A 26,273-nucleotide genomic window follows, 5' to 3' on the forward strand; every position below is an offset into this window, starting at 1 on the left:
CAATTTCACAGCTTTTAAGAATAAAGATCTCATTGGTAACAACAGCGAAAGGAGCGTATTTCACTCAAATCATTTAAATTAGCAAAAATGAAATTCAATAGAACCAGCTTAATTTAGTACGGTTATTGGACAAATTTTCAAATTTTCGACCTATTTAATAGTTTGAGTTATTTTTAATCATAGGTTAACAGCACGCCAAAAGACCCAGCATTGTTTGCTAGGTCATGAAACGTTTACACCGCATTATACTTTATTTATAATTTTGGGTGCAACACGTTTTCTCCTCGCTCTTTTATTATGTTGAATAATACTAGTACAAGCTCTTTTATTTTTTCGTTCATTAGAATTTATGACTACTGCTTTTGATTCTACTGCTTCTGACACTTTTGACGTTGATTTAGCCTTTATGATCTCTCTAAGGGTATCAAAAATAATTAGCGTTAAAAAAGATTCCTTTATGACATTTAAGAATTCAGTATTATCAGAAATTTGAAGTTTCGATGCCCCCGAAAAGAAAATAATCGATGTTAAATCGTCAGATATTAATCCTAAAGTTGATATTGTATAAACAATTCCTGCCCATAAATATAAATCAAATCTTACATCAAATTTATAAAGAACATACATCCCCATAAATAATAATGAAATAAAATATGACGTTTTAAAAAGAACAAAATCTAAAACTGCTAGCCGCTTTATATATTCCATTACATCAGTTGTGTTCCACTTAATTTCAGAAATTTTTTTTTGAATTTTATCGTTTCTCTCAAACTCTTGAAATGTAATATCATAGTTCTCATTTAGTAACATATAGATAGATCTTCTATCAGAAAGTTTTTTATTGTTTTCTGATGTTTTTTTCGCTATATCCGTTATAATTTTTTCTAACCCATTGTTTTCCAAATTTTCTTTTGTAAAAATAATTTCTTTTTTGACTTGCCCTTTTGAAGCATACTCATAAAAAAGAGATGGCTTAACTAAATTAATAACATTGAAGCTTTGCATATATATAAATAAAGGAAGAAAAACGATAAAAAAACTAAACATAAAAATACTAAAAAAAACTCCGGCTCTTTTTCTCTTCTTAGATTTTAAAATAAAAAACAGAAGCAATAAAAATACGCCAATTGATAGTATATTACTTTCAAATAGAAATGGAGATTTGGAAATTAAAAGGTAAATTATTGATGTGCCTGTAAAAGTAATTCCAATTTTCAAAGAATAAGATGCCACATTTCTTTCATACAAAAAATCTTTGACACTAAATATAATAAGTCACCAACCTCAATTTTTAATCTAATACTTAAAAATTCTTGAGTATATGTGCTTCTTTTATAAAAAAATAAGAAGACATTGTTATATAAAGTATAATTCCCTCTCTATAGAAAAACTTCGACCTCCTCTTCCTTAAACCATTTCTCTTTTAATACATGCATTTTAACTAGCTCTGGATTCTCTGAATATGCTAAGATAGCAAGACTTTTTTCGGCGCGGCTACATGTAACATAAAATAAACGTCTTGTTCGCTCAATACTTGTATCTTTTCCTACAGATTCATTTTCTACATCTGTTTTAGTTTTTTCTTTTACACCGAATAACTTTTCATAGCTAAACAGAAAGCCACGCGCTTCGCTATCATCAATAATTACTAGTACACGTGGGAATTCGAGGCCTTTTACTCCTTGATGAGTCATGAAATTCAACTTACCATTTATATAAGAATCATATGCCGAAATTTGGCTAAAGGGGGCATTTAAGCATTCAGCCCAAGCTTCCATAGAGCTATATTCATTTTCCTCCTTTATATCTTCTTTATTTGTCTGATCATATTTACTATTGGTAACAAACGGATAAAAGGTGTCTGGAATATTAAATAGTTTTAATTTTTCCACACATTGTAAGACATCAATGCAACGTGGCTCTACATCTGCATTCCAAAGTGAGATTAACTGATTAATCGCTTCTTGAGCCTTTTTAATTTTTAACTGTTGACCAACTTCGTCTTTTGCTATTTTTAGTAAAGGAGAATGTTTTCTCACAATACTACCTATGGCGAATTTATCTCCAATTTTATTTGCTTCTACTATAGGCAATATAATTTGTGTAAATAAAAATAAATCAGAAAGTGTACCTTCCAATAGTCCCGTCCTTAATCTATCTATCTGGTAAAGTGGCCGAAAAAACTCCAAAAAGCCTAGTCGATTGGCAGCCATATGATGTTCAAGAATTAGAGATGTATAATTTGCATTCATACTAGACCATTTTTTATCGGCAGTAATTTCTGACATTCTATCCGCAACCATTTTCTCAGCCTTACCTTTTTCAGCCGTTGAAGGAAATATGAAAAAACGAGCAAAACCAGCTTCCTTATCTGTTCTTGTCTTTTGTTCCTGTCCATCAACTGTAAAACGTATTTTATTTAACAGATTAATGATTCTCGGTGGGCAACGATGGTTCATTTTTTTTACTAGTTTTTTCCAATTTCCCGGTAAATCCACTCCTAAATCTACTTTCCCATCGGAATATATCCTTTGCATCGTATCTCCAAACAAACCTAGTGAAAAAACACCGATATTTTTTTGTTCAACTTCAAACAGTGAATTAATTAGATCTTTATTAGTATCCTGGCTTTCATCTATAAATATGATCGGATATTGATTAGTTAGGATTTTTTGCATTAATGTCTTGTTAGCTATAAAATAAGCCCCTATGCTTATTACCTCAGTGTGGCTTAAAGATGCTTTTTCTTGATTAAGACCATTGGGATTATAAGTGAACTTTTTAATATGTTTAATATTTTGAATCCGGTTTTCCTTTGCCTCTATGCTTTGTTGGCGTTCAATAAACGTTTTGGTACCCATACGTCCTTTCTCTTGTTTTAATTTTAAATCTTCAATTTGTGATTGTAAGTTGGTATATAGCCAGTTCCTAATGTCTGCATCAAACCCTTTAATCAACCCCCATATAAATGCATGAATAGTAGAAATATTAAATAAGTGGTCGTAATCAACCCTGCGACCAATCTCATTGCATGCAGCATTAGTATACGTAATAACTGCTACTTGTTGTCCTCTATGCTGTAATTGATGATAATATTTTTCTCGAATTTGATTCAGAGCATATACAAGCGATTTAGTTTTTCCCGATCCAGCTCCTGCAAATAAGAAAAAACTCCTCAACTCTTTTGGATTCAAACAACTACTGATTTCTTCATCTACATGATTATCTATACAATTGTCTTTATTCTCGTCTATTTCGTTCATTTAGCTCATCACCATTTCTTCCACTAAAATATCAACAGAATTCTGATGAATAATAATATCCGGTTGTTTCTTTTGTAACTGATCCTCTAACCAAGTCAATCCTTCATTAATATACTTTGGTACTTTGATATCTTTAAGATCTTCTAAACAAATTAGTTGGAGAGCAAACTCCGCTTTTTTCCCTTTTCTTAAATCATCAAAAAATTGCTTCCCTAAATCAGCAATTGTCTTTTTTTTAGTAATCGCATTTTTAAATTTTTTTATTAAACCAGTTCCCTCAAGACTTTTAAATAATGATAAGTTTTCGAAAACTAAAGCATCTTCAAAAGTATACGGAAGAGCCTCAACCTCAGATTCATCATGAACCATTAAAACCTTAATTGGATATTGATAAGCAACTCTTATTGAGAAATTAGCATTTTGATATCTTTTTACTTTTTCATTACACTTTAAATCAAATAATTCATCGATCTCAGTTATACACGGAACCCAAGATTTTAACGTGTCATTTCCAGTAATATATCTTTTGTTACGAAGAGGAGCCTTAGCTAATTTACTTTTAGAATCTGTTGAATCTAAATCAGTTATAATTAAACTCGTCAAACCCAAGCCCTCTATTAGGGGTTTTAAAGTGTGGGCATGACTTCCTCCAATCTCCAATAAAGAAATATATTTTTGATTCAATACCTTAAAATGTCTTCGAATAAAATGCGGAATCAGCATTCGCTCAGCTGGCCCTTCCACTAATATTGCTGCATCAGCGAAAAGCAAGTCAAAATGAGTTATTTGAAGATACCTGGTTACAAAACGTTCTGTTGCATTATTTTCGCCGAATACATTCGAGAGATTAACGACAGTAGATATTGGGACTTCATTTTCTGATACCGAAGATTGTTTACGGAAATAACGCAAACTTGAAAAGGGTATTTCATGAGCAATGTGTCCTGAGTGTGTGCTTACAATTAATTGAGTTTTAAAGAAGTCTTGTCCTTTTAAACGATTATTATTACATAAAATCTCATATACGTGGCGAATGAAGACTTGTTGAACTTGTATATGAAGATGTGCTTCAGGTTCTTCTACCAATACAATATGTAGTGGAGGTATAAAAAAATCATTCTTATTGCTCGGAGTACTCTTGGCTAATTTCCCAACCTTCATCCATTCATCTCTAAATTGCATCATTTTAAAAATAATCGATATCAAATTTTGGTAACCTAGCCCGTTATATTGTTCAGGAAGTCTTAAATGCATTTCTTTAAATTGTTTATTCTCCGGCATTAGATCAAACTGAACAGCGGAACTATGTTTAAGACCATCAATTGGTTTAAATTTTGTTGAAATAGTTATCTTAGGATCAGAAAATCCAGGGTAACCTAAACTTTGCAATTCAATAAGTGCATTTTCAAAACCATCGCGTAACTTGGAATCAAAGATATCTTGAGCTGATTCAATAGCTTGCAAAGCATCAATATCAGTTGGGTCTGGTGATTCAGTTGGATTCAAGTGAGTATTATAATATCTGCGTAGTTGTGTGGAAAGATTCCCAACTAAAGCACTGGTAGATTCATCTTCTTCGCTTGTTTTAGCTGAGTCAGAAAATCCTCGTTGTGCACCAATATAGTGTACTAAAAAGAGTTTCTTAAATGGGTCTTCATCTACAGCATCACTATCAAAAGGCAAAATTTGAGGTCGTGCTAGACCACTTTCAGGATCAATATTCAAGAGTTTACTAGGATCAAGAATGTATGCCCTAACTGTAAAATGTGTATAAAATTTTTTATTTAAATAATCCTTAAGATTTCTTGGCCACAAGGAAAACGAGCTTGCAGACTTCGCAGCTGACAGCGTCTCTTTTGCAGAACTAATTGATTCAACAAAATCTTTGTACAGATATTCATTGTCTTTGGGCTCCAGTCTCAACCTAACCCCTAGTAATCCTCCATCCCAATCTAAGGATGGGATTAAATGAGTTACATAATGAATTTCGTTTTCTGAGACTTGTAACCACACATCCAATGTAGGTATTAGTTTTTCTAAGTCCTCAAAATCAGTCGTTTCCTCACAATTAGACAACCAGCGCTCTCCAATTCTATTAATCTCAATCCAATTTGATAATGTAAAATCATTTATAGTAAAGTCACTTTTTTTATCTAAAAACTTTCTTAGTGCATCCATGGCGGATGTTTTTCCGCTGTTATTCGCTCCTACAAATATTGTAGTTTTGTCTGTAAATTCTACTCGACAAGATTTTAATTTTTTAAAATTTTGAATCTCTACACACTCAATATGCATCCTTGCACCCCCAATTTCACTAAAATGTTTAGATGAATTTGCCATTAAGAAAAAAAGGACTATATGCCCAAGCCTAAGGAAATGACTTAGCCCATTTTTCTACTAAATTCTGCATAAATCTTCTTTATTTCTTACACTATAGCATATTCATGGGGATATATGGAACAAAAAAGGCCCTTGAATAATACCAAGGTCCTAATTCAACGCAAAATTCAAAGTAGAGCTGAGAACATTCATTTATTTGGATAATTTTTGGATTTATTTTCAGATTCAAATTCCTCCACTGAATGAACTCAAATAAAGCCGCTAACGAAAGAATCACGTTACTACGGCTGATTGGTCTGTATGTAAAACAAGATGCCCTTAGTTTGATCACATAAGGGGGAATTTGTCCCATGTCTGCTGACCAGTAACAAACCTGAATGAGGGCTCGTTAATTCATATGATTGCAGATTACCTCAGTTTAAATGAATTTATTTAACATCTATTAACCACTCTGTAAGCTTTGTAAATAATTCAGAAAACTTCGTGAAACTGGGTAATTACTCTCCCAAAAATATTGGTTTGCATTCTGCTCATCTTTAATAAAAAATAATTGTCTTTCTCTTGATGCTGATTCATTCAAATTATCCCTATGCAAACAAATAAATAAGTCAATTTGCTTGTCTTCTTTAAGTTTCCTTTGATAATAGGATTTTAACTCACTTGAATAACCATATCCAAATTCTGAAAACAGTGTTCTCTTCGCTACACGTGTTTTAAAAGCAAATAATGCTAATCGTATATGCTTAGTCTGCTCTCTCCTTCTAAAATAATTGTTTTTATTGCTCGTATCACGAATGTCTGATAATGCTAAATTACCTTTAACTTCTATCACCATTAAACAGTCAGAAGGATTTACAAGATATAACCCCTCCAACTCTCTTTTGTACATATTTTTCCTACAAACTAAAATATCGCATTGGGGACTTAATTCACCATTACAAACAACAAAACCACTAACAAACTCTAACATGCCGAATCGTTCTTTCAGTTCTTTTAGCAATATATTTTCGCCACAACGTCCCATTTCAGCATTGTGTTTAAGTCGCTCAGCAATAAAATACTTACAGAACATTAATTGTTCCGAATACTCTTCAAAAATTTTGGTAATGTCCCCTTCCATTTTAGAAGAAACCTTGGGGGCTACATCATCAATCCGATCCATAACTACTGTTGGCGTATCATAGTCTATCTTCTCATAAACCATTTCTCTGTACCGATTAAACGATAGATCATAATCATTCGCTTCAATAACCGCCTTGCCCACCAAGAAACTCTGCTCAGTCGGTAAACAGTTAGTTTCTTCCTCAAGATTATGAAAGCCCGTAATAATATCATTAATATCATTGTTCTGAACAAGAGATTGCTTAGCATCAAGTGAGAACCCGTCTGCCTGCATACGGTAAAACCAAACTTTATCTGTACCACCAGCACCTGTCTTGGTAAAAACAAGTACTGATGTACTTACCCCAGCATACGGCTTAAACACACCGCTCGGCAAGGAAATGACCGCCTGAAGCTGATGATTCTCTACAAGTTCCTTACGCAACTCTTTATATGCTTTTGTCTTCCTAAACAAAACGCCATCCGGTACGATACATGCAGCGCGTCCACCTTTGCGCAGCATTTGCAGGGAGAGGGCAACAAACAGCAGCTCAGTCTTTTTCGTATTGGTAATGGTCTTTAGGTTATCATGGATGCTCTCGGCATCAACCGTACCAGTAAAAGGCGGATTGACCAAGATAACATCATATTTAGAAGTGATATCATTTTGTTTGGATACACTGTCCAAATATCCAATATTAGGATTATTGATGGAATGAAGCATCAGATTCATACTGGACAGACGCAGCATCGTACTGTCAGTATCAAAACCGCAGAACATGTCGCCTGCAAAATGCTCCCGCTGATCCGCAGTCATCTCTGACTCGTATTTCTCACGGATATATTCTGCGGAAGAGATTAGGAAGCCAGCTGTTCCACAGGCGGGATCACATATTTTATCAGTTGGTGTTGGCGCGAGCAGGCGCACCATCATATCACGGATATGCTTCGGCGTACGGAACTGACCTTTATGTCCTGCTGTAGATAGCTTGCTCAGCATGTACTCATACAGATCGCCTTGCATGTCTAGATCTTTGATATTATGCTCATACAGTTCATCCAGGTCGGTGACTATTTTCTGTAAAACCTGTGGGGTTGGGACGAGAAAAGTGGCATTCTGCATATAATGTGAGAATGCAGATGCTTTCTCACCGTTCATCTTTTTAATGAAAGGGAATATTCTGGTGCTTACTATTTCGAACATAATGTGGGCGTCTTTTGTCTTGAAATTGCTCCAACGCATAGACTGCCCGTCTTCGCCCTGTGGGAATATTTTAGGGATAGAAGCGCCACTGATAGCTTCAAAGCTCTCGTTTTCAGTTTCTTGTACATCCAGTGAACGGATGAACATTAAGCAGGTCAGCTGCTCAATTACAGTAATTGGGTTAGAGATTCCACCCGTCCAGATATGGGACCATATTTTATCTACTTTGTTACGTACTTCTCCGGTTAACATTAATCTTACTCCTAACGTAATTTAACTTACTTCTTATAATGAAATACAGCTACACCTTTACTTCGAAACAAGTATTACAAATTACTTATGGCAATTGTAACAAACAAAAATCATTAGAAAAAGATTTAAATTACTGAGCTTGAATTCATAAATAAAATTATCATTAATCGAAAAGACATACTCCCGATATATCAATACCATCGACTTCACGTACCTAATGTATGTAAATAAAATATATTCCCGCACTCAACCCTAAAGCGTTTTTTGAATGCAGGAACATATTCAAGTTGCTCTTGAATCCTCGTTCATCAATGCTTCTCATCTCGATATATTACTACCACGCACTCCACATGTGTTGAGAGGATGGAACGGATATACTCCCTCTTACTTCCCATTTATATGCTTTTTTCTACCCTACACTTCCTTCCCATATTTCCTACTTCCAGTATTACACATTGAAAATCCCCCAATGAATGGGTCATTCTGTAAACTAAATCCCCCTTTTAACCGATAAATACATATGCTGGATTTATAATCCCACTTTTTTAATACAACTACACAAGGAGACACCTATGGAAAATATCGTGACGTACGGTCATATCGAGATCATGCCTTATGAGTTCGTCCGTCTTCATGAACTTAAAATCTTAAAAACAGTCAATGATCATGCCCGCATTATTTGTACAGGTATCATTTCGGAAGATAAGCGAGAGCTGTACGTACGTGCTTCAGATGAAGAAACCCAGGTCAAAGCTTTTGTTACAGACAAAAATGGCAATCGGCAGCCCCTTTTTCGAGGCATTGCCTTGGATGTGGAGGAAAAAGTCGTTCACAGGGTCCATTACCTGACCGTCGAAGCCATCTCTCATACCTACGAGTTAGATATTAAGCGCCATCAACGCTCTTTCCAAAATCCCAAGCTCACCTATACGGGTCTGATTGAAAGTATTGTATCGGACTATTCCAAAGCAGAAGCCATGGATGTTGTGTCTCATAAGAAGCCCATTGGTACCTTTATCATGCAATATGATGAAACCGATTGGCAATTTCTGAAACGGATGGCTTCGCACTTCTACTCTCCACTCATTCCTGCGGTGGGCTATGGAGTGCCGAAGTTTTATTTCGGGTTGCCTATGGGACTCAGCAAAGGAGAAATTAAATCTACGAATTATAAAGTCACCAAACGGGTCGCAGATTTTCAAACCGCCTCAGAGAACCATATCCCTGGCGTGTGTGATGCGGATTTTATCCAATATGAGGTCGAGACGGAGAAATTGCTGGAGCCTGGCTACGAAGTGACCTTTCAAGGTCATAAGCTGATCGTAGCTGAGGTGCTAACGGAGATGAAAGACGGGGTACTGACCCATACCGCCAAGCTGTCACCGCGGAGCGGCTTACGTCCGATTAAAGACTACAATCGCTCCATTATCGGCGCTTCCATTCAAGGCAAGGTACTGAGCGTTCGTCGGGACAAAGTACGCGCCCATCTCGATATGGACGATCAGCAAGATCCAAACACGGATTACTGGTTTCCCTACTCTACTATTTATGCCTCTGCGGATAACACGGGTTGGTATTGCATGCCTGAAGATGGGGACAGCATTCGTATCTATTTTCCCAGTTATAAGGAAGAAGAGGGATACGCGATCAGCTCAGTTAAGAGAGAACCTCAGCCTTCCGGGGGAAAGGTTTCTGTTCCTTCTGGTCACGGCACAGCCTCTGTTTCGTCTGCCGGATCAAATTCTTCTTCGGCCTTGTCTGCAGCAGCTCCTGCGCCAGATCGAATGGCTGATCCTGCCATTAAGACGCTGCGAACCAAATACGGCAAAGAAATCATGCTCGCCCCCGATCAAATCGTTATTTCCGGCAATGGCATGTCCATTGTCATTAACGATAAAACGGGCATTGATATTGTAAGCGGAAAAAATGTGAGCATTAGTGCAGCTTCGGATATTGTTATGAGTTCCGGTAACATCCAGCTTTCTGCCGGAAAAATTGAGCTGTCTGGTAAAGGCAATACGATCACATTGGATGACAAAACCACCTTCTCTGGTACGGAAATTAAGATGAACTAATGGAAGGTGAGAACTAGTAGATGGATAAACAAGCAGCGTTACACCATTTTAAAGAGCATTATTTTACACCTTTACTGGACATTCAGTTGGACCTGCTGGAAGCCATGTTTCATCGCTACCAAGCTCAACTAATCTTCGATTTCAAAGAATCGTTTAGGAATTTGTGTATACACATTCTGAGCATGCAGCAACAAGGTCAAAAAGAACCCATTGGATATATTCACTACTCGTTCTTGCGCACTCAGATGCTGGAGCAATCCTACCTGTATATGATCGAGGCTTATTCTGCTGAATGGTATGAAGATGATTCCGATTGCAAGTTAACCTATGACGCATCATGGGCTTATGGCCCGATGAGTACGATGCTGGAAACCTTGGAGCAGGAACGAAAAATATATATGGGGACGATTACCTCAGTGGACGTTGAACGACTGATATTGGAATCCGCTCCTTTATTCCACCAGTTTGTGAGCTCCCTCCTGCGCTTAGGCATGGCAGAAGCGGTTCAAATGCCTGAGTATCTTGCTATCCAAAAGGCTGAACGGCTGGCCATTCGAACAGGCGAGTACAGAGATATCAGTGAGAATCTTTATGTAGAAGATCAGGAAGTACTTCTTGCAGATCATGTGAGAGAGCATTTGATACATTCCAGTGAAGAAGAACCTTATGTTTATGAAAACCTGAAGCAGCTCTCTCTTCCCCACCTTCAGCTGATGCAAAAGGATTTGCGTTATAACGATTTCAGCCACAGTGACTTACGGGAAAGCCAGTTTCATACCTGCATATTGATCGGAAGTAGCTGGCAACGAGCGAATCTCGAAGGAGGCAGCCTTCAGGGGTGTCTGCTGACGGATGCGGATTTTAGATATAGCAATCTAGAGGGTGTTCATTTCCGCGGTGCCAGCGGACAGCCGTATCGGGAGCATGGCGTTCGGGTGCCAGGGCTATGTGGCCTTCATTTTGAACACGCCATTCTGGATGGAGCTGATTTTACAGATGTATATTCGTTTGAACATGCGTATTTTGAGGGGGCTTCAATGCAAGGGACCCTTGTCCCACGAAAGTACCAACAGCATTGGAAATTAAGCGAAGCACAGCGTCAATCGATCGTGTGGACAGAGTAAGGAGGAATGTGTATGCGCCATTATTATTTGCTGGTCGATGATCATCGTATTTCTCGAAATGTTAAACCGATGAATTTAGATCTTTTTAAAACGCCATTTGTTGGCATGCCTCCGGCTCAGGTTGTAGATGTTCATGCGACAGAAGATGCCGAGTATACGGACTGGCTACCATTTTCAACCTCACAACCACTATTTTCCGATTCTATGAAACGGATTCTAGAACTATACAATACACAAGCTCGGTTTAAGCAGGTGTATATCGTGAATCGGGAACCTAGTCGTCAGGAATTATATTGGGTTTCATCTGTTCCCTCTGTGGAGGGCCTTTCAGAACAGACTGAATTTTATGCGCACGACCAAACCCTAAAACGACTTGTGCTGGATAGCCATAAGGTGAATGGACACCATTTTTTCCGATTGTCCAACGTGAGGGAACCTTATTTCATCATTAGCTTGGAGGCTGCTGAAAGCTTGCTGCGGCGGAGTTTGAGTGGTTTTCGGCTACAGAAGCTAGAACTTGTATAAGGAGGTTCCATCTTGACGGAGCATTGGGATGAATTTTTTTTGAAACTGCATCATCAACAAACGTTGAAGGAGCAACTAGGTACAGCGGAGAACGATGAAAGCTGGATGATGATATCTATTGAAGAAGCGATCGAGGGAATTTCGAAAGGCTCACTAACGCTGGAAAATGAACAGGAAATTCGGTTTCAAACCCTTCCTGTCTTTGAAAATCAGGTCACTATTTCCCTGCCCGACTCTCTTGCTCCAGAAGTTCGAACTGGACAGACAGTAGATCCACCAAGAAGCTTCGTCGTTCAGGACAAATTGGGCGGAATTCTGTTCGGTCTGCACCAAAGCGGGCAAGAACTGAACCCCACGCAAATAGAAATCTATCAACAACAGATGATTGAGCAAACGAGTCGTGCACAACCAAGCATGAAGCTCGTAGATGAAAAGGCTCTTTCTATTCAAGATACCACCATTGGCTGCTATGAAGCTGTTTTTCTAGTTTCCCCCTCTCCCTATTATCAGATTGTCTTTGTGCGTTCCTGGCGCGGCAAAGCTGTGATCGGGAGTTGCCAATTTAAGCTGGAGGATGCTCCCCTTTGGGTCCCGTTAACCTATGCCATGCTGCATACTGCGACATGGTCGAAGCTTTCTTGATTCTATACCTTTTATCCAAGGAGGTACTTATATGTTTTTACCTATACTTATTAAAGCTTTGGCCCAGGGTGCGCTCAGCGGAGAACATTCCTATGTGGTGAGAGGAGCCAAGCTACAGTGCAGTCAAGGTACTGACCCTGGTGTGCTTAATATGATGTACAGCCATGGTGTCTTCATTAAAGATAAGCCCGTTCTGAATGTGGACGATGCCGTTTGTGGAGCCAATATTAGCAAAATTAATGCTTTTGGGCTGTGTAAATTGAAGCATGGTCTTCCTTGTGAACCCGAGATTGCATTTGGCTCCAAGTGGACCGGGGGGAAAGAAGACGTATTAATTGAGGGGGCTCCCGCTCTACTCAACAATTCGACGTTAATGTGTAGCTGTCAAGATGTTCTGACTAATACGTTCAATTTCATGATAGACCCCAGTGATGATGGTACCCTCTCTTCTGCGATCGGACCTAGTGGTGGGGGCATCATCTCGATCATCGATGACGGGCAAGACAGTTGATTTTATCAAGCAAGGAGATTCAGGAATGAACATCGTAGCGAAAGACCGCTTTACCTATCAGCATCTACATGTTACCTGGCCCTATGGCAAGCTGCGTCTTCGTAATGTCCATATGAGTCACGAGCTCGGAGAACATGCCAGACTGAGGATCACAGGCGTCTTGGAAGGCAACCAGGCAGACACGATCATTACCAAAGCGAGCAGCGACGACGAAGTTGAGCTATGGTATTCCGATGCCAAAGATCAGAAACATCCCTTATTCATGGGGCAACTATACTGCGTAGATGTGGAGCACACGCACCAGGAAATCATGGTAACTCTCGACGTCATTTCTCATACTTTCAAACTGGATACGCAGCTCAAAAACCGTTCCTTTCAACACATCAATCAAAAATATGTGGAGATTGTAGATGCAGTGCTGGCTGATTATAGAGGCTCGGATAAGATTGATGAAGCTTTTGAGAAAAAAGCGACAGGCCAGTTTATCATGCAGTATCAGGAGACGGATTGGACTTTTTTAAAGCGGCTGGCTTCGCATGTTGGAGCCTTACTCGTTCCTAATATCGTTTCACACCATGCGCAAATTTGGATCGGTATTCCACAGGGCAGGCAGCATATTCAATTGAAAGAGGTTCCTTTTACATTGCAGCGCAAGATTGCTCCCTATCTGGATCAGGAGGCGAACGGCTGGAGATCTGCCAACATCGGAGATTATACCCGGTATACTTTTGAATGGGATCAAATGCTGCAACTGGGAGATGAAGTCGAGCGCAATCACGAAACCTATATCATTACTAAACGTGAAGGCCAATTGATTGGTGGCTTGATGACTTGGTCGTATGAATGCGCGTTTCCGCAAGGCTTAAAGGTCCCTAAAATCTATAATCGAACGATTATCGGTGCATCCATTGAAGGAAAAATATTGGAGGTCAGCCGAAATCAGGTTCGACTACATTTGGATATGGATGATCAGCAAAATCCCAAGGATGCTCAGTGGTTTCCCTACTCTGCTGAAGGCAATCAGGTGTGGTATCTTATGCCGGAAAAAGGGGCTCAGGTCAAGCTGTATTTTCCCAGTGCAGACGAAGACGATGCGATGGTCATACAATCGGTACGAACGAAACCATCCAGCGTTGCTGTCCCTCCATCTCACGCATCTCAAGGTGCCGTGGTCGAATCACCAGCAGAACGCCATCAGCGTAAAACAGCTGATCCCGGAGTCAAATCCTTTGCGAATCCGCAGGGAAAAGAAATTTCCTTAGGGAACTCCGAACTGTCGATGAGTGCACAGGAAGGATCACTATACATCTCCATGAATACCCATCACGGTATCAGCCTGAACAGTACCCAACGTGTACAAATTCAATCTGCAGGCAGCCTTAGTCTGTCAGCCGGCAGCATCCAGCTGCAAGGAACCAACGGCTTACACTTGAATACAACAACGGATACGCTTGATTTGGAACAGGAAGTTAACAGCGTGAGTTCGGAAATCCAGCTTAAAGCTTCCCTCCATCAATACTACCCAGATCCGATCTTGTCTGACTTTGAGAAGCAAGTCGCTGAAAAGGGAATCCAAGGCGTAATGGGAGCTCGTGCTAAAGAAAACGTAGGTGCCACCCTCAAGGGAGAATGGGATGCGGGTTTGGAGTTTGCAAAAGGAATGTGGAATTCGTTTGTCGATATAGCCGATCTTGTAACAGTTCCTCTTGCTTTTCGTTTTATCTTGCCAGAAGGAATCTTGAGACGTAATGAAACTTTCGAAGGTATTCAGCATGGTATAGAACTGGGCGCTGAGAAAGGTACCAAGTATGTGGAAGTTATTAAAAATTCGTCCAGTGTAGGACAGGGATTTAAAGACGTTGGGAAAGAAGTAAAAAAAGATGCTAACTTTATATGGGACGGCATCACAGAACCTTTCGTAAAAAAATTAGATAACTTCTTCCCCAACCCCTATACCGATACCAAACAGGAAAGTTATGATGCAGGATATGATAGTATAAAAGCCGCGGAACGTGCAGCAGACATTTATACAGTTCTTAAAGGCGGCGCAAAGTTATTTAAAAATCTTGGAAAGCTGGGTAAAGAAGAAGTCTCCTTATCTAAAGGGGCCAAGGAAACTGGAGAAAAGAATACTGGAAAAGGTGGTATGCCGGGATTATTCGGAGATACAGCAAAAGCTGAATCTGCCCTTGCCAAGGCTGGAGATGGAAAATTCAAAACGAATGCCATTCGTTTCCCTAATAATTTTGAATCCTTAGGTAGTTACTTGCAAAGTGTTGCCCGAAAGATGAACATCCGTATAACTAGAAGATCACCGATATTGGGAACTAATGCAGGGCACTATCTATTCCATGATCTTGATCCTGATGTCCCACATTCTAGAGGTTCGGGCGCGAAAGTTTCCCCTGAGAGACAAAAACAAATTGATGCGTTAGAATCAGGAGAGTACACGGGTAAGAGTACTAAGGGGACTGGTAATGCTTCTAAAGCTATTGAAAATAGAACAGCTAATCTTGAAAACATAAAAGAATTCGCCAAAGGTAATAAAAAATTTGAAAATGTACTTGATGATTATGCATTAATTTATGGAGATATAGTAAAATCAAATAAACCATGGTCATGGCAAGATGACTTTGTTGGTAAATTATCCTCAAACCAAAGAAAGATGATAAAAGAGCGGGCTTTAGAATTACATCATGATATTCCTAAGGTTGAAGTGAAGAAAAAAGACGGATTGAAATTTGGATATGCAGACTTTAAAGGAGCAGGTGTGGTACTACATGAAGATGTTCTTCCGAAGGAACTATGGAAAGCAACAGATGATGTACAATTTAAGTGGTTGAATGATAGATTGCCAAATAAAGTACAACCACAAGGAACAACTTGGCATCATAATGAAGAAAGTGGAATAATGCAACTTGTACCATTTGGTATTCATAATATTACTAAGCATAATGGGGGAAGAACTAAAGGACACTGGGCAGACGCTCCAAGACATTAATTTGAGAGGTGAAATACTTTGAAAACACAGAATGAAAGTATAATTTTCCCTCTTCCAGATAGCAATTTAATTATGCGTGTGGAAGAGAATTTCGAAATTAAGTTTCCTAATGATTTTATAAATTTTATATCAAAAAACAATGGTGCTATTCCAATAACCAGATTCTTTGAATATAAATCTAATAGGTATGTAGTTGATCGTTTTCTTTGTTTATTGGACAATCCCGGCGAGCATGACAAAGGGATGTATGACATCAAGGTTGTTTTCAGTCAGTTAGATGAAAGAATACTTTCTGATGGAGACATAACAGGTGCAGAATTAGTGCCATTTGCAGCCCTATTTGCAGGTGATTTCGTCTGTCTAGATTTTAGCGAAAGTAAAACCGACCCAGTAATTTGTATTTGGTACAATGAGGAGTCAGACGAATATGATCCAGTTACAGAAAAAATCGCTGATAATGTAAATAGTTTTCTTGATATGTTAGAAGAATAATTGGAATGGACATGAATAAAATCATCATTCGAGTCTATTAATAATTTAGTGTAAATTTGACCTTTTTAAGCTAAAAACAATGACTTGCCATCCCTCCCCATCAGAGTTAACATACACACACTCAAACCACGGGAGGGGAAATACCCTATGTCAAATTGGCCAGATTGGTTTCTCGAAGCATTACGCCAGCGATTTTATCAATTAGAACTTGCCAGTGAACAACAGTCTTCTTTTTCATCAGAAGATGAGCCTCTGTTCACTCAAATGGATCAATTCAAAATGAACCAAAACGAGGATATCCAATGTCTATTATCTGAATGGGAAGAAGCCATAGGCTATCGGCTAAGTCAGGATAAACAATCCATCTATATGGAAGGAGTAAAAGACGGGATTCGATTGATTCTTCCCGTCATGCAGTCGACAGTTATTCGTTAGCCCATTGATCGTTTTAGCCTATGATTCTATTAGTCCAATATTTCATCTATGCTCATTCCACTTTTCAAGGTAAAAACAAAATGCGCTGGTGAGAGAATCGTGATCTTCTCCACCAACGCATTAAATAGGTTATCATCAAATTGCTTCAGTATATCTTGTCGCGAGCTTAAAAGTTGAATAATTTCATCGATTTGTTCCTTGATTTTTTCCTTCTGATCCTCTTCCTCCTCTAATTTCAGCATCTGTTGCCGTAGCTCGTTGAGTTCACTGGAAAGTCTGTTCGTCTCTTCATCATAAACCGTCTCATCCATCTGATTTCGCAGCTTGAGATTCACTAATTCCTTCAAGTCGGATTTCAATTGTTGCATCTTTCCTTCAATGTCCAATAGCTGTTCTTGCCCTGGTTTGCTGGAAAGTACCGATATAATATTGGCTTTCAGAGTCTTCATGAATCTTTCCTTGTTCTCATACATCCGGTTGAACAATCGTACAAACGCGGAATGTACAACTTGTTCATCGACTGCTTTAGCAGCACATGCTGCTTTACCTTCATTGACATTGGTTCGACATTGCCATACGACCTTCTTGGATGGGTTATTGCTGTTCCAGGTTCGGCGTTTAAAAATGACCCCACAGCATCCACAATATACTTTACTGCTCAGTGCGTATTTATTCGAGTATCTTTTGCTCTCCCCCATCACACTCCCTTTCAGCTTGGCTCTCCGTTTCTTCTCCTTTTGCACCGCTTCAAATATTTCCTTGGATACAATCGGTTCGTGGTTATCCTCTATAAAATATTGCTGCTCTTGTCCTTTATTCTTGATCCGTTTATGGGTTAGAAAGTCAACAGTTACCGTCTTTTGCTGAAGCAAGGCTCCGTAATATTTCTCATTCGTCAAGATTAATGTAATGGAGGAATCCCACCATCTACTGCCTCCCGCAGCCGTTTTGATGTGATCTCGCATCAATCCTCTAGCAATCGCCTGATAGCTTTTGCCATCCAAATACTCCTCGTATATACGCCGCACAATCTCGGCTTCCTTCTCATTAATGACCAGTTCACCATGTTCATCCTTATCATAGCCAAGGAAGCGAGTCGTATTGCAGAAGACCTTGCCGTTTTGGAAGCCTCGTAATATGCCCCATCGACTGTTTTCAGAAATGTTTCGACTCTCGTCTTGGGCAAGGGAACTCAGGATGGTCAGCAATACTTCACCTGTGGTATCCAGTGTATTAATATTCTCCCGTTCAAAGAATACAGCCACTCCAAGACTTTTAAGTTCCCGTACATATTTCAATAAATCCAGTGTATTCCTAGCAAATCTCGAAATCGACTTGACCAGTATAAGATCCAGTTTACCGTTTCGGGCATCCTTTATCATGCGATTAAAGTGCGTTCTATTTTTAGTGCTGGTTCCGGTGATGCCTTCATCTGCGAAAATATCCGCCATTTCCCATTCCAAGTTTTTTTGAATGTATTGAGTATAGTGATTCACCTGATTGGTATAGCTCTCCTTTTGCTCCTCGGAATCGGTACTAACTCGGCAATAGGCGGCGACTTTCTTCTTTTGAATAGATTGGATTCCCTCTACGATGTCCATCGTTTTAATGGGAACGATCACGACTTTTTTTGCGGTTGCGGCTTGTGCCATAGACGTTTCTCCCTTCGATATCTTCTTATACGGTCACATGTTATAATGCTTGCGGTACATCATCAAGTCCATTTCTGCCCATGTGATAGCTATTTGAAAGACTTTTTATTCAGCTCATCAATTTCTCTAAACTCTTCTTCTGTAATTACGTTTTGGGCTTTCAATTGTTTTAACAGGCTTAGACTCAGTAGATAATCAATAGATTTTCGTTGCATATGTATGTGCTCCTTTAAAATGGAAATGGCTCACCTCTAAGGCAAGCTGATAGCTATAAAACTTAGAATAAATTCTTAAGGCTAATGGTCTTTTCTATCATAATGCTAGGATCGCTTACTAAGGTGGCATCCAGTATAAGAGCTTTATTGTTCACTCCACTACTGCTTCCTGCTTTTATGGTTACACTATTTCCTGTGCTGGCTGTTATGCTCCCCATGATAGGAGTTGAATCATCTTGATTCCGTAAGCTCCACTCTACCGACTGGTCAAACACTTCTGTTCCATGATCATAGATATGACTGACGTATGAGGCACTTTGTCCTGTTTTGAGAATGGGATTACCAGTAATGGCTATCGAATAGATATGCGTTCCCGTTTCGACGATTCTCATTTCAATGCTACTTTGTACTGCTGGGTGATACGTTAATTTCGCAGTGATTCTTGCTTGTCCCAAAGCGATACCCATAACCTGACCTTGCTGATCTACACTAACCACACTTGGGTCACTAGATATATAGGTAATCGCCGGATTCGCTATCTCATTTCCATTATCCGTAGCAGACACATTCAACGGTATTGTTTCGTTTAGAGGTACATGGGCCATCGTTCCCTGATGTATATGTAATGCGTATGTATGAGCCATCTCGTACTTCCATCGGTCTGCAATGTTATTTTCCACGTCATCATAAGCTGTATTTATGCTATCTAATGTGCAGCTTAGCTGAATAATGCCATTCATTGTGCGGTCAATTCCAGTCACTTTAAATGGCTGATGAGTCATATAAAATCGTTGGCTTAATGTAATGCCCCTTGTATCTGTATTATCTTTTACGGTAACCAGAATGTTTCCCTCTGGCATGGAGATAACTTTACCTGTTTCCGTTGAAAACGTTCTGGCTGCCACCACAGCATCAAACCATTTTACCTGCCTGTTCCAGTTCAAAGCCAGCCGTTGGTTACACTTTTTCATTCTGCCTCGACAAGACTGTTCATTTCGATCCACCTGACTGGTGATCAGATACCGTTCATAACCATAATCCACGATATCTCCTGTATGTAAAGGTGTTGCTGCACGAATAATTTTTTCATCGGTCATTTGAATGGTATTTGTCGCATCCTGAATTAGAGCAAGCTGTCGCATACCCTTGATATGTACAAGCTCTCCCTTCTCTCGTAGAAAGAAATCCAGCATGGGTTCTAAGCTCCGTGTCACTCCTTCACCTCCATTGCAAAATCCTGCTTACAGCGATACAGATATAACTCCATATAATCGCTCCATTCTTTCTTATCCAAAATAATAAAAATATCCTTGCCAATTCGAACATAGCCGTTTAATTGCAATAAGGATTCCATTGGACAGAAAGCTCGATATGTCGTCTCTAGTATGTAACCATCTTCAAATGAAAAGCTTTTACGATTTGGTTGTACATCTGCCGTTACTAACATAACAGAGTTGAAATGAGTAACATCCAAAATCTCCAGCTTTGTATCATAGAACATTAATCTGTTCCGACCTTGATTTTAGGTAGAGGAAGAGCCAATCGAATACTTGTCGGAATGCCTGTTTCATAGGTAGCAGATCGCTCTCCCTCCTGTTTATCTATTAGACCAACCGAATCCCGATTTTTATAGAGATACACCGCATAATCGACCATAACATCATCATATTCCACTGGTAGTGTTGAAACATTACAATAGCCATAAATGTTACTCCTCGCTTTATTCAAATAATGGATCAGGATATCATCCTTAGATATGTCTGTTGGTTCCATGTTTAATAACCGTTTAAGTAAAATCAATGAATCACTCATGTGCTGTCTCCTGTTCCTCCTTTACCTGTACCTTCTCGGTACGTTTCATATTCTTGACAGCTTGAGCTTTCGTTACAGTTTCATCTTGCTCAGCCTCATCTGGTTGAGGTTCCTCTACTTGCTCATAATGCCTACTGGCCTGTAGCCGCAGCATTAACTCCTGATCTGTGACTTCCCATGTGCAGCCCGTTTCCTGATTCAAAAACCACATCTTATTACCCTCCAAAAATGAAAATAAGGGCATCCAAAACGGACACCCTAAACGTGTTTCTTCTATTATAATGTGTTCTCATATCATTCACTTTCAATTAAGACTTATTGGCTGTGAGTATAGCGAGGGCTTCCGGCTTGATACATTTGGCTCCGAATACCTGTAACCCTTTTACTGCATCTGAAAATTGCTTTTCGGGTCTGAATGCTTCCACTGAATCTACTTGCCCCGCAAACGAAATGGCACTCTTATGACCAGCGATGATTTTATACTTAGCTCCTGCGGTATTTGGCACATTGTTGGATTTATAAACGGTCATGCTATCAATATCTCCGACATAGCCTGTGCGAATAATATTTGGGTCTTTGGTGAAACGAGCATCTTTCAAGAGTAAGCCATAATACCAAGCGGGAACCACCACAAATCGTTCGCTTTCTGGTACATTGTTCTCATCCAATATTACGCCTAAATCAATCAGCAAATCATAGGCTGTATCTTTTGTTGGAATTACGGGTGCTGCATCGTTTCCTATCATATTCTCAACTTTAACCTCCGTATAAAATCCAGCAAGGTACTGATCGACTACATTGGCCAGTCCATAAGAGGCTTCCACGATCCCACCATCCAGTAGATTCACATTTGCTTGAGCAGCATCTACATCATCCACTTGAAAGTTGAAAAACTTGGCTTGATCGATCACCAGCGTCTTTTGCGTAGCATCCAGTTCCTGTGGATTCCCGATTCCTGCTACCTTATCATAGTTACCAATGGTTACTGCCCCAATCGAATTGATTTTCACTGTGGAACCTTGGCCTTTAATTTCACCTTCATAATCAGTGTTGACCACGTTCCCATACACCAGATTCTTCTTCAAACTCTCATTTAAACGTGCGCTCCAAATGGTAGGAATAAAATGTTGTACTGTCATATCTAGTCACCTTGTCCTTTTCTCTATTATTGTTTGTTTTGTAATGCTTGTTTGACTTGATCCCAATGCTGATTAATCTCGTTTGGCGACATGCCTTTGATTGAATCCAATGTAAATGTGCTACCTGTTGAACTAGTTGGAGGTGTATAGCCATCCCCTTTGAGTCGTTGCTCCACTTGCTGTTGAATCACACCTTGTAGCGATTGTTCCAACATGGCTAAATTCGCTGTCGTCGCTTCTTCATCTGCACCAATAAAAAAATCCACTAACGGGAGTGGAAGTTTCTTTTCGGATGCTATTTTGATCGCTTGGCTAGTTAACCGCTCACGCTGCTTCTCCAGCTTCATATTTTCGACTTCGGCTCGTAGCTTCTCAACTTCGATTTCTTTCTCATCCTTCGCCGGAAATCGCTTCTTGATCTCAGCGTCCACTGCACTTTCCAAATGGTTGGCTTTCCACGTTTCCAGCGATTTAGCGGATCGTTTGTCTACCGTGCTATCGAACCAACTTTTCGCATCCTTATTGGATTGGATGTATTGCTCTATCCCTTCCACGTTATACGGATTCAAACCCTGAAGATACGTTTGCCATTCCTCATTCATTTGGTTTTCTTTAATTAACTGCTTCATTTGTTCTAAATTCATTTTCGTTAATCTCCTTTATTGCCCATTCGACTACGCAGAACCGAACACGCTTATATATGTATGGAGCCTTTTAACGTCATGCTCAGGACAGTGTTGTTACGCTTTAGAAATCACAAAAACGAGGAAAAGGTACAAACATACCATCTCCCCACTTTTAGGTATTTTTAACCCTTATTTCATTTGGATTTTTGACAGCCTAAAGCGTAACAACGAGTCTGTTTGGGTTCGAGCTTTCGAACACGTATATGTATGTTCAATTCGTTTAACGTCATACCTGCTACAATGATGTTACGCATTAGAAACCGTAAAAACAAGAAATAGGTACAAACATACCAACTCCTCATTTTAAGTTGTTTTTCACCTTTAGTTTATTGGGCTTTTTAAACCTCTAAAGCGTAACACCAAGCCTGTTTTTTCCTCATCTGACGCATCCGCAATTTCGTCTTTTCATTCGCATTCTTATCTCTGCATTTCTCACAGTATTTTTGTCGATTCGAATGAGCTGAAAATGCAGCTCCACATTTCTGACAGTTCACCCTCGGTTGCGCTGTTTTAAACTCAGTCCCCGTATCCCGCTCAGACTTATATTCTCGCTCCAGCTTCTCGTCTATTGGCAACACTCCATTTTCAAAATATATACAACGGGGTAGACCATCATCTTGAGCGAAAAATACACATGGGCTATCCTGTAAACAGCAGTAGTTTGGGATTCCATGCTTCGTTCCGAGATAACCAGCACAGCTATTCTTAACGAGCCGCTTGATACCATTTTTATTCTGCATTCGATTTCTCCTTACTCGCATCTGCTAATCGTTGCTGCTCCGAATGAAATTTATTGAATTCCAGCTTTGGATTCTCAACAAACGGAAGCAACGTGAGCAACGTTTCCTGAGATACGACTTGTTGCAATTTGACGATGACATCGGCCATTCCGACCAAATCTGTTGGCAAGTTACGAGTAAACTTCACCGCTATATCCCTGTAATCATATTGAACGCCTTCTTTAATGTGCAGGAACGTGAAGAAATTACGTAACCGCTGCTTGATCGCCTTTTCCATCAACGCTTCACGCATCGCCACTCTATTCTCCAAATTCAGCAGCTTATTTCGCAGTGCCAAGGAGGACGTATTACTGGCCCAGTTTTCATTGAAGTTGACCTGATCCATCATGTCGAAGATTTTGCGTTCAATATTGTCCAGCTCGTTCTTCACAAAAGAATCATTAATCTCTTTCGTAAGCCAGCTTACTTTCCCACCAGCCGGAACCTGAATAATGCCCATCTTCTTCATATTCAATAAATCTTCAGCTTCCAGCTTTGCATTCTCAATCACAAGATAGGCGTTGCGATGATCTGCAATTTCATTGACCAAGTCTGAATTCATTGCGTTATAGGCATCAAATAAAGAAATCACATCATGGAAGCCACTTTTTCTCTCCGTATTGGCTGGACAGGAAATGAGCGGGACTCTTCCGAAGATGTGATTATGTTTACCGATATATTTTAATTCAGGTGCTTGATTTTGCTTTATTTGATTGCCTTTATCATCACTGTCGATTGTATAGTGTAGGATTTCATGATCGGTATACACGTCCAAATATACCTGCTTATCAAACCTTCTCGTAAATTTATGTAAGCCAAGTAATACATTTCGTTCTGCTGTTCCGTCCTCTAACACAAACGCATTCAAAGGAGATAATACTGTGGCTGAGAACTGACCATCCGAATCAATATAGTTCAATTCGAAGCTCTCACCGAAGATTTCGGATTGTTTCCGAAGCTGTAAATTATGCTCCTTATCCCAATGGTTCATATGCACATCTATTTTATGTATGGCTTCATCCTGATCCGACTTGGACACATAGTTTACTGGCTTTCCAAGCAGATAGCCGACCTCGTTATCTACAAATTTACGTGGGAAATTGAAGATAAGCTTTTGATTGCTTCGGCTTTCTTGCATCGCATAGTTCTTGAGAATAGCATGCTGACCATTGTAGTAATCTGAATATTTCTGTTTGGCTAATGCAGCCGATTGGAGTTCATTTAGACATTCTATAATGATTTGTTGAGTAATTTGCAAATACATCTTTCCTTTCAAAATAGGTTAAGTAAATGTTGCTTAAATAAAGAAAAGAACCACCTTTACTAAGGTAGTTCCTTGTTGAATTTCCTTCGCCGTTCATACTCTGCTTAAGTGAAGTATGGGAAGTGATCGCGCATAAAATGAGTTAACGCATCCTTCAAATTTCTATGCTGTTTCTTATATTGGAACAAGATGGCCGACGTAAGCACGGTTTCATAGTCCACGATAGTAATAGTCCAGAACGGTGGTTCCTCAGGGTTATAACTAAATTCACTAACGATGCCATATGCTACACCTAGCTTGTCAATCCTCTCGTGTAGGATCTGATAGATCTTACCACTCAATTGATGAATATCACTCTGTTCCAGAGCCTTCTCCTCATTCCAGCCGTCCATAGAATATTAACCTCCTTACATACCCGTGATTAAGCAAAACGGGGATTATAACAAGTATCTATTGGTATCAATATATTATTACGGGCAACAGGTGAGCGGATATTTAATACCGGGTGTCTTATTATCAAAACGTAAATGGACACAAATACATTTCATCTGTTTAACAGCTCGTTTATCTTCAAAGAAAATTATTAAGATACAGGCGAGGAGCTAACCTTATTTGCACTCGTCCAACTCTAGTTATTATCTGTTGAGCTTATTTACGGATTATTACCAGCACCAACCACGACTGAGAAAACTCCCTCTTCATCGTGCTGCAGTATGACGATAAAGGTGCCTGGCATAGATTCTGGACTATTCGCTGCATCAAGTTCATACCAACCCTTCAACCGTTCTGAAAGGAGCTTACTCTCGTACTGGATAACATCTCGCCCCTCGTCTACCTTATACTCCTTGACCTTAACAGCATCACTTGGAATTATAGAAGAAGCCTCGCGTATAGCTTCCTTTACAGAGCGCCTTGGCGTATCCGTAGCTTCAAATGACAGGGTTACATTCAAAGCCGTGTCTTTCTTTGTAACGTCATCTTCGGCATAAATAGCCAGAAAACTATTGTTCTGATAAGAACTAATGCCAGCATCTTGCCCATTCTCATCTGCCCCGCGGAGATGTTCGATAGTTTCCTTCGTATCACCAAGTCCTCCTGCCTTGGTGATCAGAGGTTCTATAGTTGTGCCTTGATCTTTTACTGGCTCAGAAGCCTCACCGCTTACTGTATCAGTCACAGCTTCATCTGCAGCAGTTGATTCAACCGTGCTTATTGTCTCTACAGCATTATCGTTGTCTTTGCTTTCTTTGGTTGATTCCCCGCAACCTGTTAACGTTACGTATAGAGCAATACATCCTGCCATAATAAGCAATCTCTTCTTGTAAATCCCCACACTCCGACCTCCATATTTTATAATGTTTAATTCTATCCTTCATTTACCAATATTGTATTATAAAAAAATTAAGCTCGCAGTCTGGACGCTATCTGGTATATTGTTCAATGTCTTCTATATTCGAATTTCTTCTCATCTGGTCCTCATATTCATGTACGTCGTTATTTAATTTGGCCACAGCTCCCCAACCCGAGAATACAAGCAGGAGTACTCCCATCAAGGCATAGGCGAATGTGAAATAATTCAAATAAAAGTTTAAAACAATACCACCTAAAATCAGCAGCAATACAATCCACAGCGTCCGCTTTAAGCCCTTCTTCAATAAAATCTCTCCCTCATAAGGATTCCTATAATGTTTCTTTATGTATCATGATACATACGATTCACATGTCTAAAAAGTTCAAGAAATTTAGGCATCATGAGTGCTG

25 protein-coding genes and 1 pseudogene are annotated in these 26,273 nt (G+C 39.4%); 8 read left to right on the plus strand and 18 right to left on the minus strand.

Features of this window, described 5'->3' with window-relative positions:
- Positions 1–243 precede the first annotated feature (243 nt).
- From ACYCS5_RS04010 to ACYCS5_RS04030, 5 genes and pseudogenes are all read right to left on the minus strand, one after another.
- Positions 244–1,218 (minus strand): hypothetical protein, encoded by a 975-nt coding sequence (locus tag ACYCS5_RS04010; RefSeq protein WP_459760842.1) that lies wholly within the window; start codon positions 1,216–1,218, stop codon positions 244–246.
- 161 nt (positions 1,219–1,379) lie between these two features.
- Positions 1,380–3,263, minus strand: a complete 1,884-nt coding sequence (locus tag ACYCS5_RS04015) for a UvrD-helicase domain-containing protein (protein ID WP_459760843.1) — start codon at positions 3,261–3,263, stop codon at positions 1,380–1,382.
- The gene (locus ACYCS5_RS04020) at positions 3,264–5,603 is read right to left on the minus strand and encodes an ATP-dependent nuclease (RefSeq protein ID WP_459760844.1); all 2,340 of its coding nucleotides are present in this window, start codon (positions 5,601–5,603) and stop codon (positions 3,264–3,266) included.
- Positions 5,604–6,045: 442 nt separating this feature from the next.
- Positions 6,046–6,723, minus strand: a complete 678-nt coding sequence (locus ACYCS5_RS04025) for a DUF6602 domain-containing protein (RefSeq protein ID WP_459761297.1) — start codon at positions 6,721–6,723, stop codon at positions 6,046–6,048.
- Positions 6,718–8,160: pseudogene (locus ACYCS5_RS04030) on the minus strand (class I SAM-dependent DNA methyltransferase); the annotation flags it as partial. The pseudogene ACYCS5_RS04030 and the gene ACYCS5_RS04025, both read right to left, overlap by 6 nt.
- Before the next feature lie 572 nt (positions 8,161–8,732).
- Here ACYCS5_RS04030 and ACYCS5_RS04035 point away from each other — a divergent pair.
- The 8 genes from ACYCS5_RS04035 to ACYCS5_RS04070 all read left to right on the plus strand — a co-directional run bounded on the left by ACYCS5_RS04035 (position 8,733) and on the right by ACYCS5_RS04070 (position 16,965).
- A complete protein-coding gene (locus ACYCS5_RS04035; RefSeq protein ID WP_459760845.1) occupies positions 8,733–10,235 on the plus strand; it encodes a hypothetical protein in 1,503 nt (500 codons plus the stop codon).
- A gap of 20 nt (positions 10,236–10,255) precedes the next feature.
- Complete coding sequence (locus ACYCS5_RS04040) at positions 10,256–11,359, plus strand: pentapeptide repeat-containing protein (RefSeq protein ID WP_459760846.1); 1,104 nt, start codon at positions 10,256–10,258, stop codon at positions 11,357–11,359.
- Between the two features lie 12 nt (positions 11,360–11,371).
- A complete protein-coding gene (locus ACYCS5_RS04045; RefSeq protein ID WP_458140268.1) occupies positions 11,372–11,884 on the plus strand; it encodes an imm11 family protein in 513 nt (170 codons plus the stop codon).
- Between the two features lie 12 nt (positions 11,885–11,896).
- The gene (locus tag ACYCS5_RS04050; protein ID WP_459760847.1) at positions 11,897–12,526 is read left to right on the plus strand and encodes a hypothetical protein; all 630 of its coding nucleotides are present in this window, start codon (positions 11,897–11,899) and stop codon (positions 12,524–12,526) included.
- A 31-nt stretch (positions 12,527–12,557) separates the two neighbouring features.
- Entirely contained in the window at positions 12,558–13,037 is a 480-nt protein-coding gene (locus tag ACYCS5_RS04055; protein WP_149033905.1) for a DUF4280 domain-containing protein, read from the plus strand.
- The gene (locus tag ACYCS5_RS04060) at positions 12,991–16,038 is read left to right on the plus strand and encodes an HNH endonuclease (RefSeq protein WP_459760848.1); all 3,048 of its coding nucleotides are present in this window, start codon (positions 12,991–12,993) and stop codon (positions 16,036–16,038) included. Before ACYCS5_RS04055 ends, ACYCS5_RS04060 begins: the two co-directional genes overlap by 47 nt.
- 18 nt (positions 16,039–16,056) lie before the next feature.
- Positions 16,057–16,530, plus strand: coding sequence for an SMI1/KNR4 family protein (locus ACYCS5_RS04065; RefSeq protein WP_305164912.1), 474 nt, complete (start codon positions 16,057–16,059; stop codon positions 16,528–16,530).
- Between the two features lie 147 nt (positions 16,531–16,677).
- Entirely contained in the window at positions 16,678–16,965 is a 288-nt protein-coding gene (locus ACYCS5_RS04070; protein WP_459760849.1) for a hypothetical protein, read from the plus strand.
- Positions 16,966–16,994: 29 nt separating this feature from the next.
- Here ACYCS5_RS04070 and ACYCS5_RS04075 read toward each other — a convergent pair whose 3' ends face one another.
- From ACYCS5_RS04075 to ACYCS5_RS04135, 13 genes are all read right to left on the minus strand, one after another.
- Positions 16,995–18,617 carry a recombinase family protein gene (locus tag ACYCS5_RS04075; protein ID WP_459760850.1) on the minus strand — a complete coding sequence of 541 codons (1,623 nt, stop codon included), beginning with the start codon at positions 18,615–18,617 and terminating at the stop codon, positions 16,995–16,997.
- Between the two features lie 89 nt (positions 18,618–18,706).
- A complete protein-coding gene (locus ACYCS5_RS04080) occupies positions 18,707–18,832 on the minus strand; it encodes an SHOCT domain-containing protein (protein WP_305164916.1) in 126 nt (41 codons plus the stop codon).
- A gap of 62 nt (positions 18,833–18,894) precedes the next feature.
- The gene (locus tag ACYCS5_RS04085; protein WP_459760851.1) at positions 18,895–20,046 is read right to left on the minus strand and encodes an Ig-like domain-containing protein; all 1,152 of its coding nucleotides are present in this window, start codon (positions 20,044–20,046) and stop codon (positions 18,895–18,897) included.
- Complete coding sequence (locus ACYCS5_RS04090) at positions 20,043–20,333, minus strand: hypothetical protein (protein ID WP_341071085.1); 291 nt, start codon at positions 20,331–20,333, stop codon at positions 20,043–20,045. The genes ACYCS5_RS04085 and ACYCS5_RS04090 overlap by 4 nt, the downstream gene beginning before the upstream one ends.
- Positions 20,333–20,644: a phage head-tail connector protein gene (locus tag ACYCS5_RS04095; RefSeq protein WP_459760852.1), complete on the minus strand. Its 312-nt coding sequence runs from the start codon at positions 20,642–20,644 to the stop codon at positions 20,333–20,335. Before ACYCS5_RS04095 ends, ACYCS5_RS04090 begins: the two co-directional genes overlap by 1 nt.
- Positions 20,637–20,855 (minus strand): hypothetical protein, encoded by a 219-nt coding sequence (locus ACYCS5_RS04100; protein WP_459760853.1) that lies wholly within the window; start codon positions 20,853–20,855, stop codon positions 20,637–20,639. The genes ACYCS5_RS04095 and ACYCS5_RS04100 overlap by 8 nt, the downstream gene beginning before the upstream one ends.
- A 97-nt stretch (positions 20,856–20,952) precedes the next feature.
- Positions 20,953–21,783, minus strand: a complete 831-nt coding sequence (locus ACYCS5_RS04105; RefSeq protein WP_459760854.1) for a phage major capsid protein — start codon at positions 21,781–21,783, stop codon at positions 20,953–20,955.
- Between the two features lie 26 nt (positions 21,784–21,809).
- Positions 21,810–22,427: a DUF4355 domain-containing protein gene (locus ACYCS5_RS04110; RefSeq protein WP_459760855.1), complete on the minus strand. Its 618-nt coding sequence runs from the start codon at positions 22,425–22,427 to the stop codon at positions 21,810–21,812.
- Positions 22,428–22,807: 380 nt separating this feature from the next.
- Positions 22,808–23,209 carry a hypothetical protein gene (locus ACYCS5_RS04115; protein ID WP_330707160.1) on the minus strand — a complete coding sequence of 134 codons (402 nt, stop codon included), beginning with the start codon at positions 23,207–23,209 and terminating at the stop codon, positions 22,808–22,810.
- Positions 23,199–24,506, minus strand: coding sequence for a phage portal protein (locus ACYCS5_RS04120; RefSeq protein ID WP_318627476.1), 1,308 nt, complete (start codon positions 24,504–24,506; stop codon positions 23,199–23,201). Before ACYCS5_RS04120 ends, ACYCS5_RS04115 begins: the two co-directional genes overlap by 11 nt.
- Positions 24,507–24,616: 110 nt before the next feature.
- Positions 24,617–24,904: a hypothetical protein gene (locus ACYCS5_RS04125; RefSeq protein ID WP_459760856.1), complete on the minus strand. Its 288-nt coding sequence runs from the start codon at positions 24,902–24,904 to the stop codon at positions 24,617–24,619.
- Between the two features lie 260 nt (positions 24,905–25,164).
- The gene (locus ACYCS5_RS04130; RefSeq protein ID WP_459760857.1) at positions 25,165–25,845 is read right to left on the minus strand and encodes a hypothetical protein; all 681 of its coding nucleotides are present in this window, start codon (positions 25,843–25,845) and stop codon (positions 25,165–25,167) included.
- A gap of 88 nt (positions 25,846–25,933) precedes the next feature.
- Positions 25,934–26,167, minus strand: coding sequence for a hypothetical protein (locus tag ACYCS5_RS04135; RefSeq protein ID WP_459760858.1), 234 nt, complete (start codon positions 26,165–26,167; stop codon positions 25,934–25,936).
- Between the last annotated feature and the right edge of the window lie 106 nt (positions 26,168–26,273).

The organism is Paenibacillus sp. SEL3 (genome assembly GCF_054602585.1).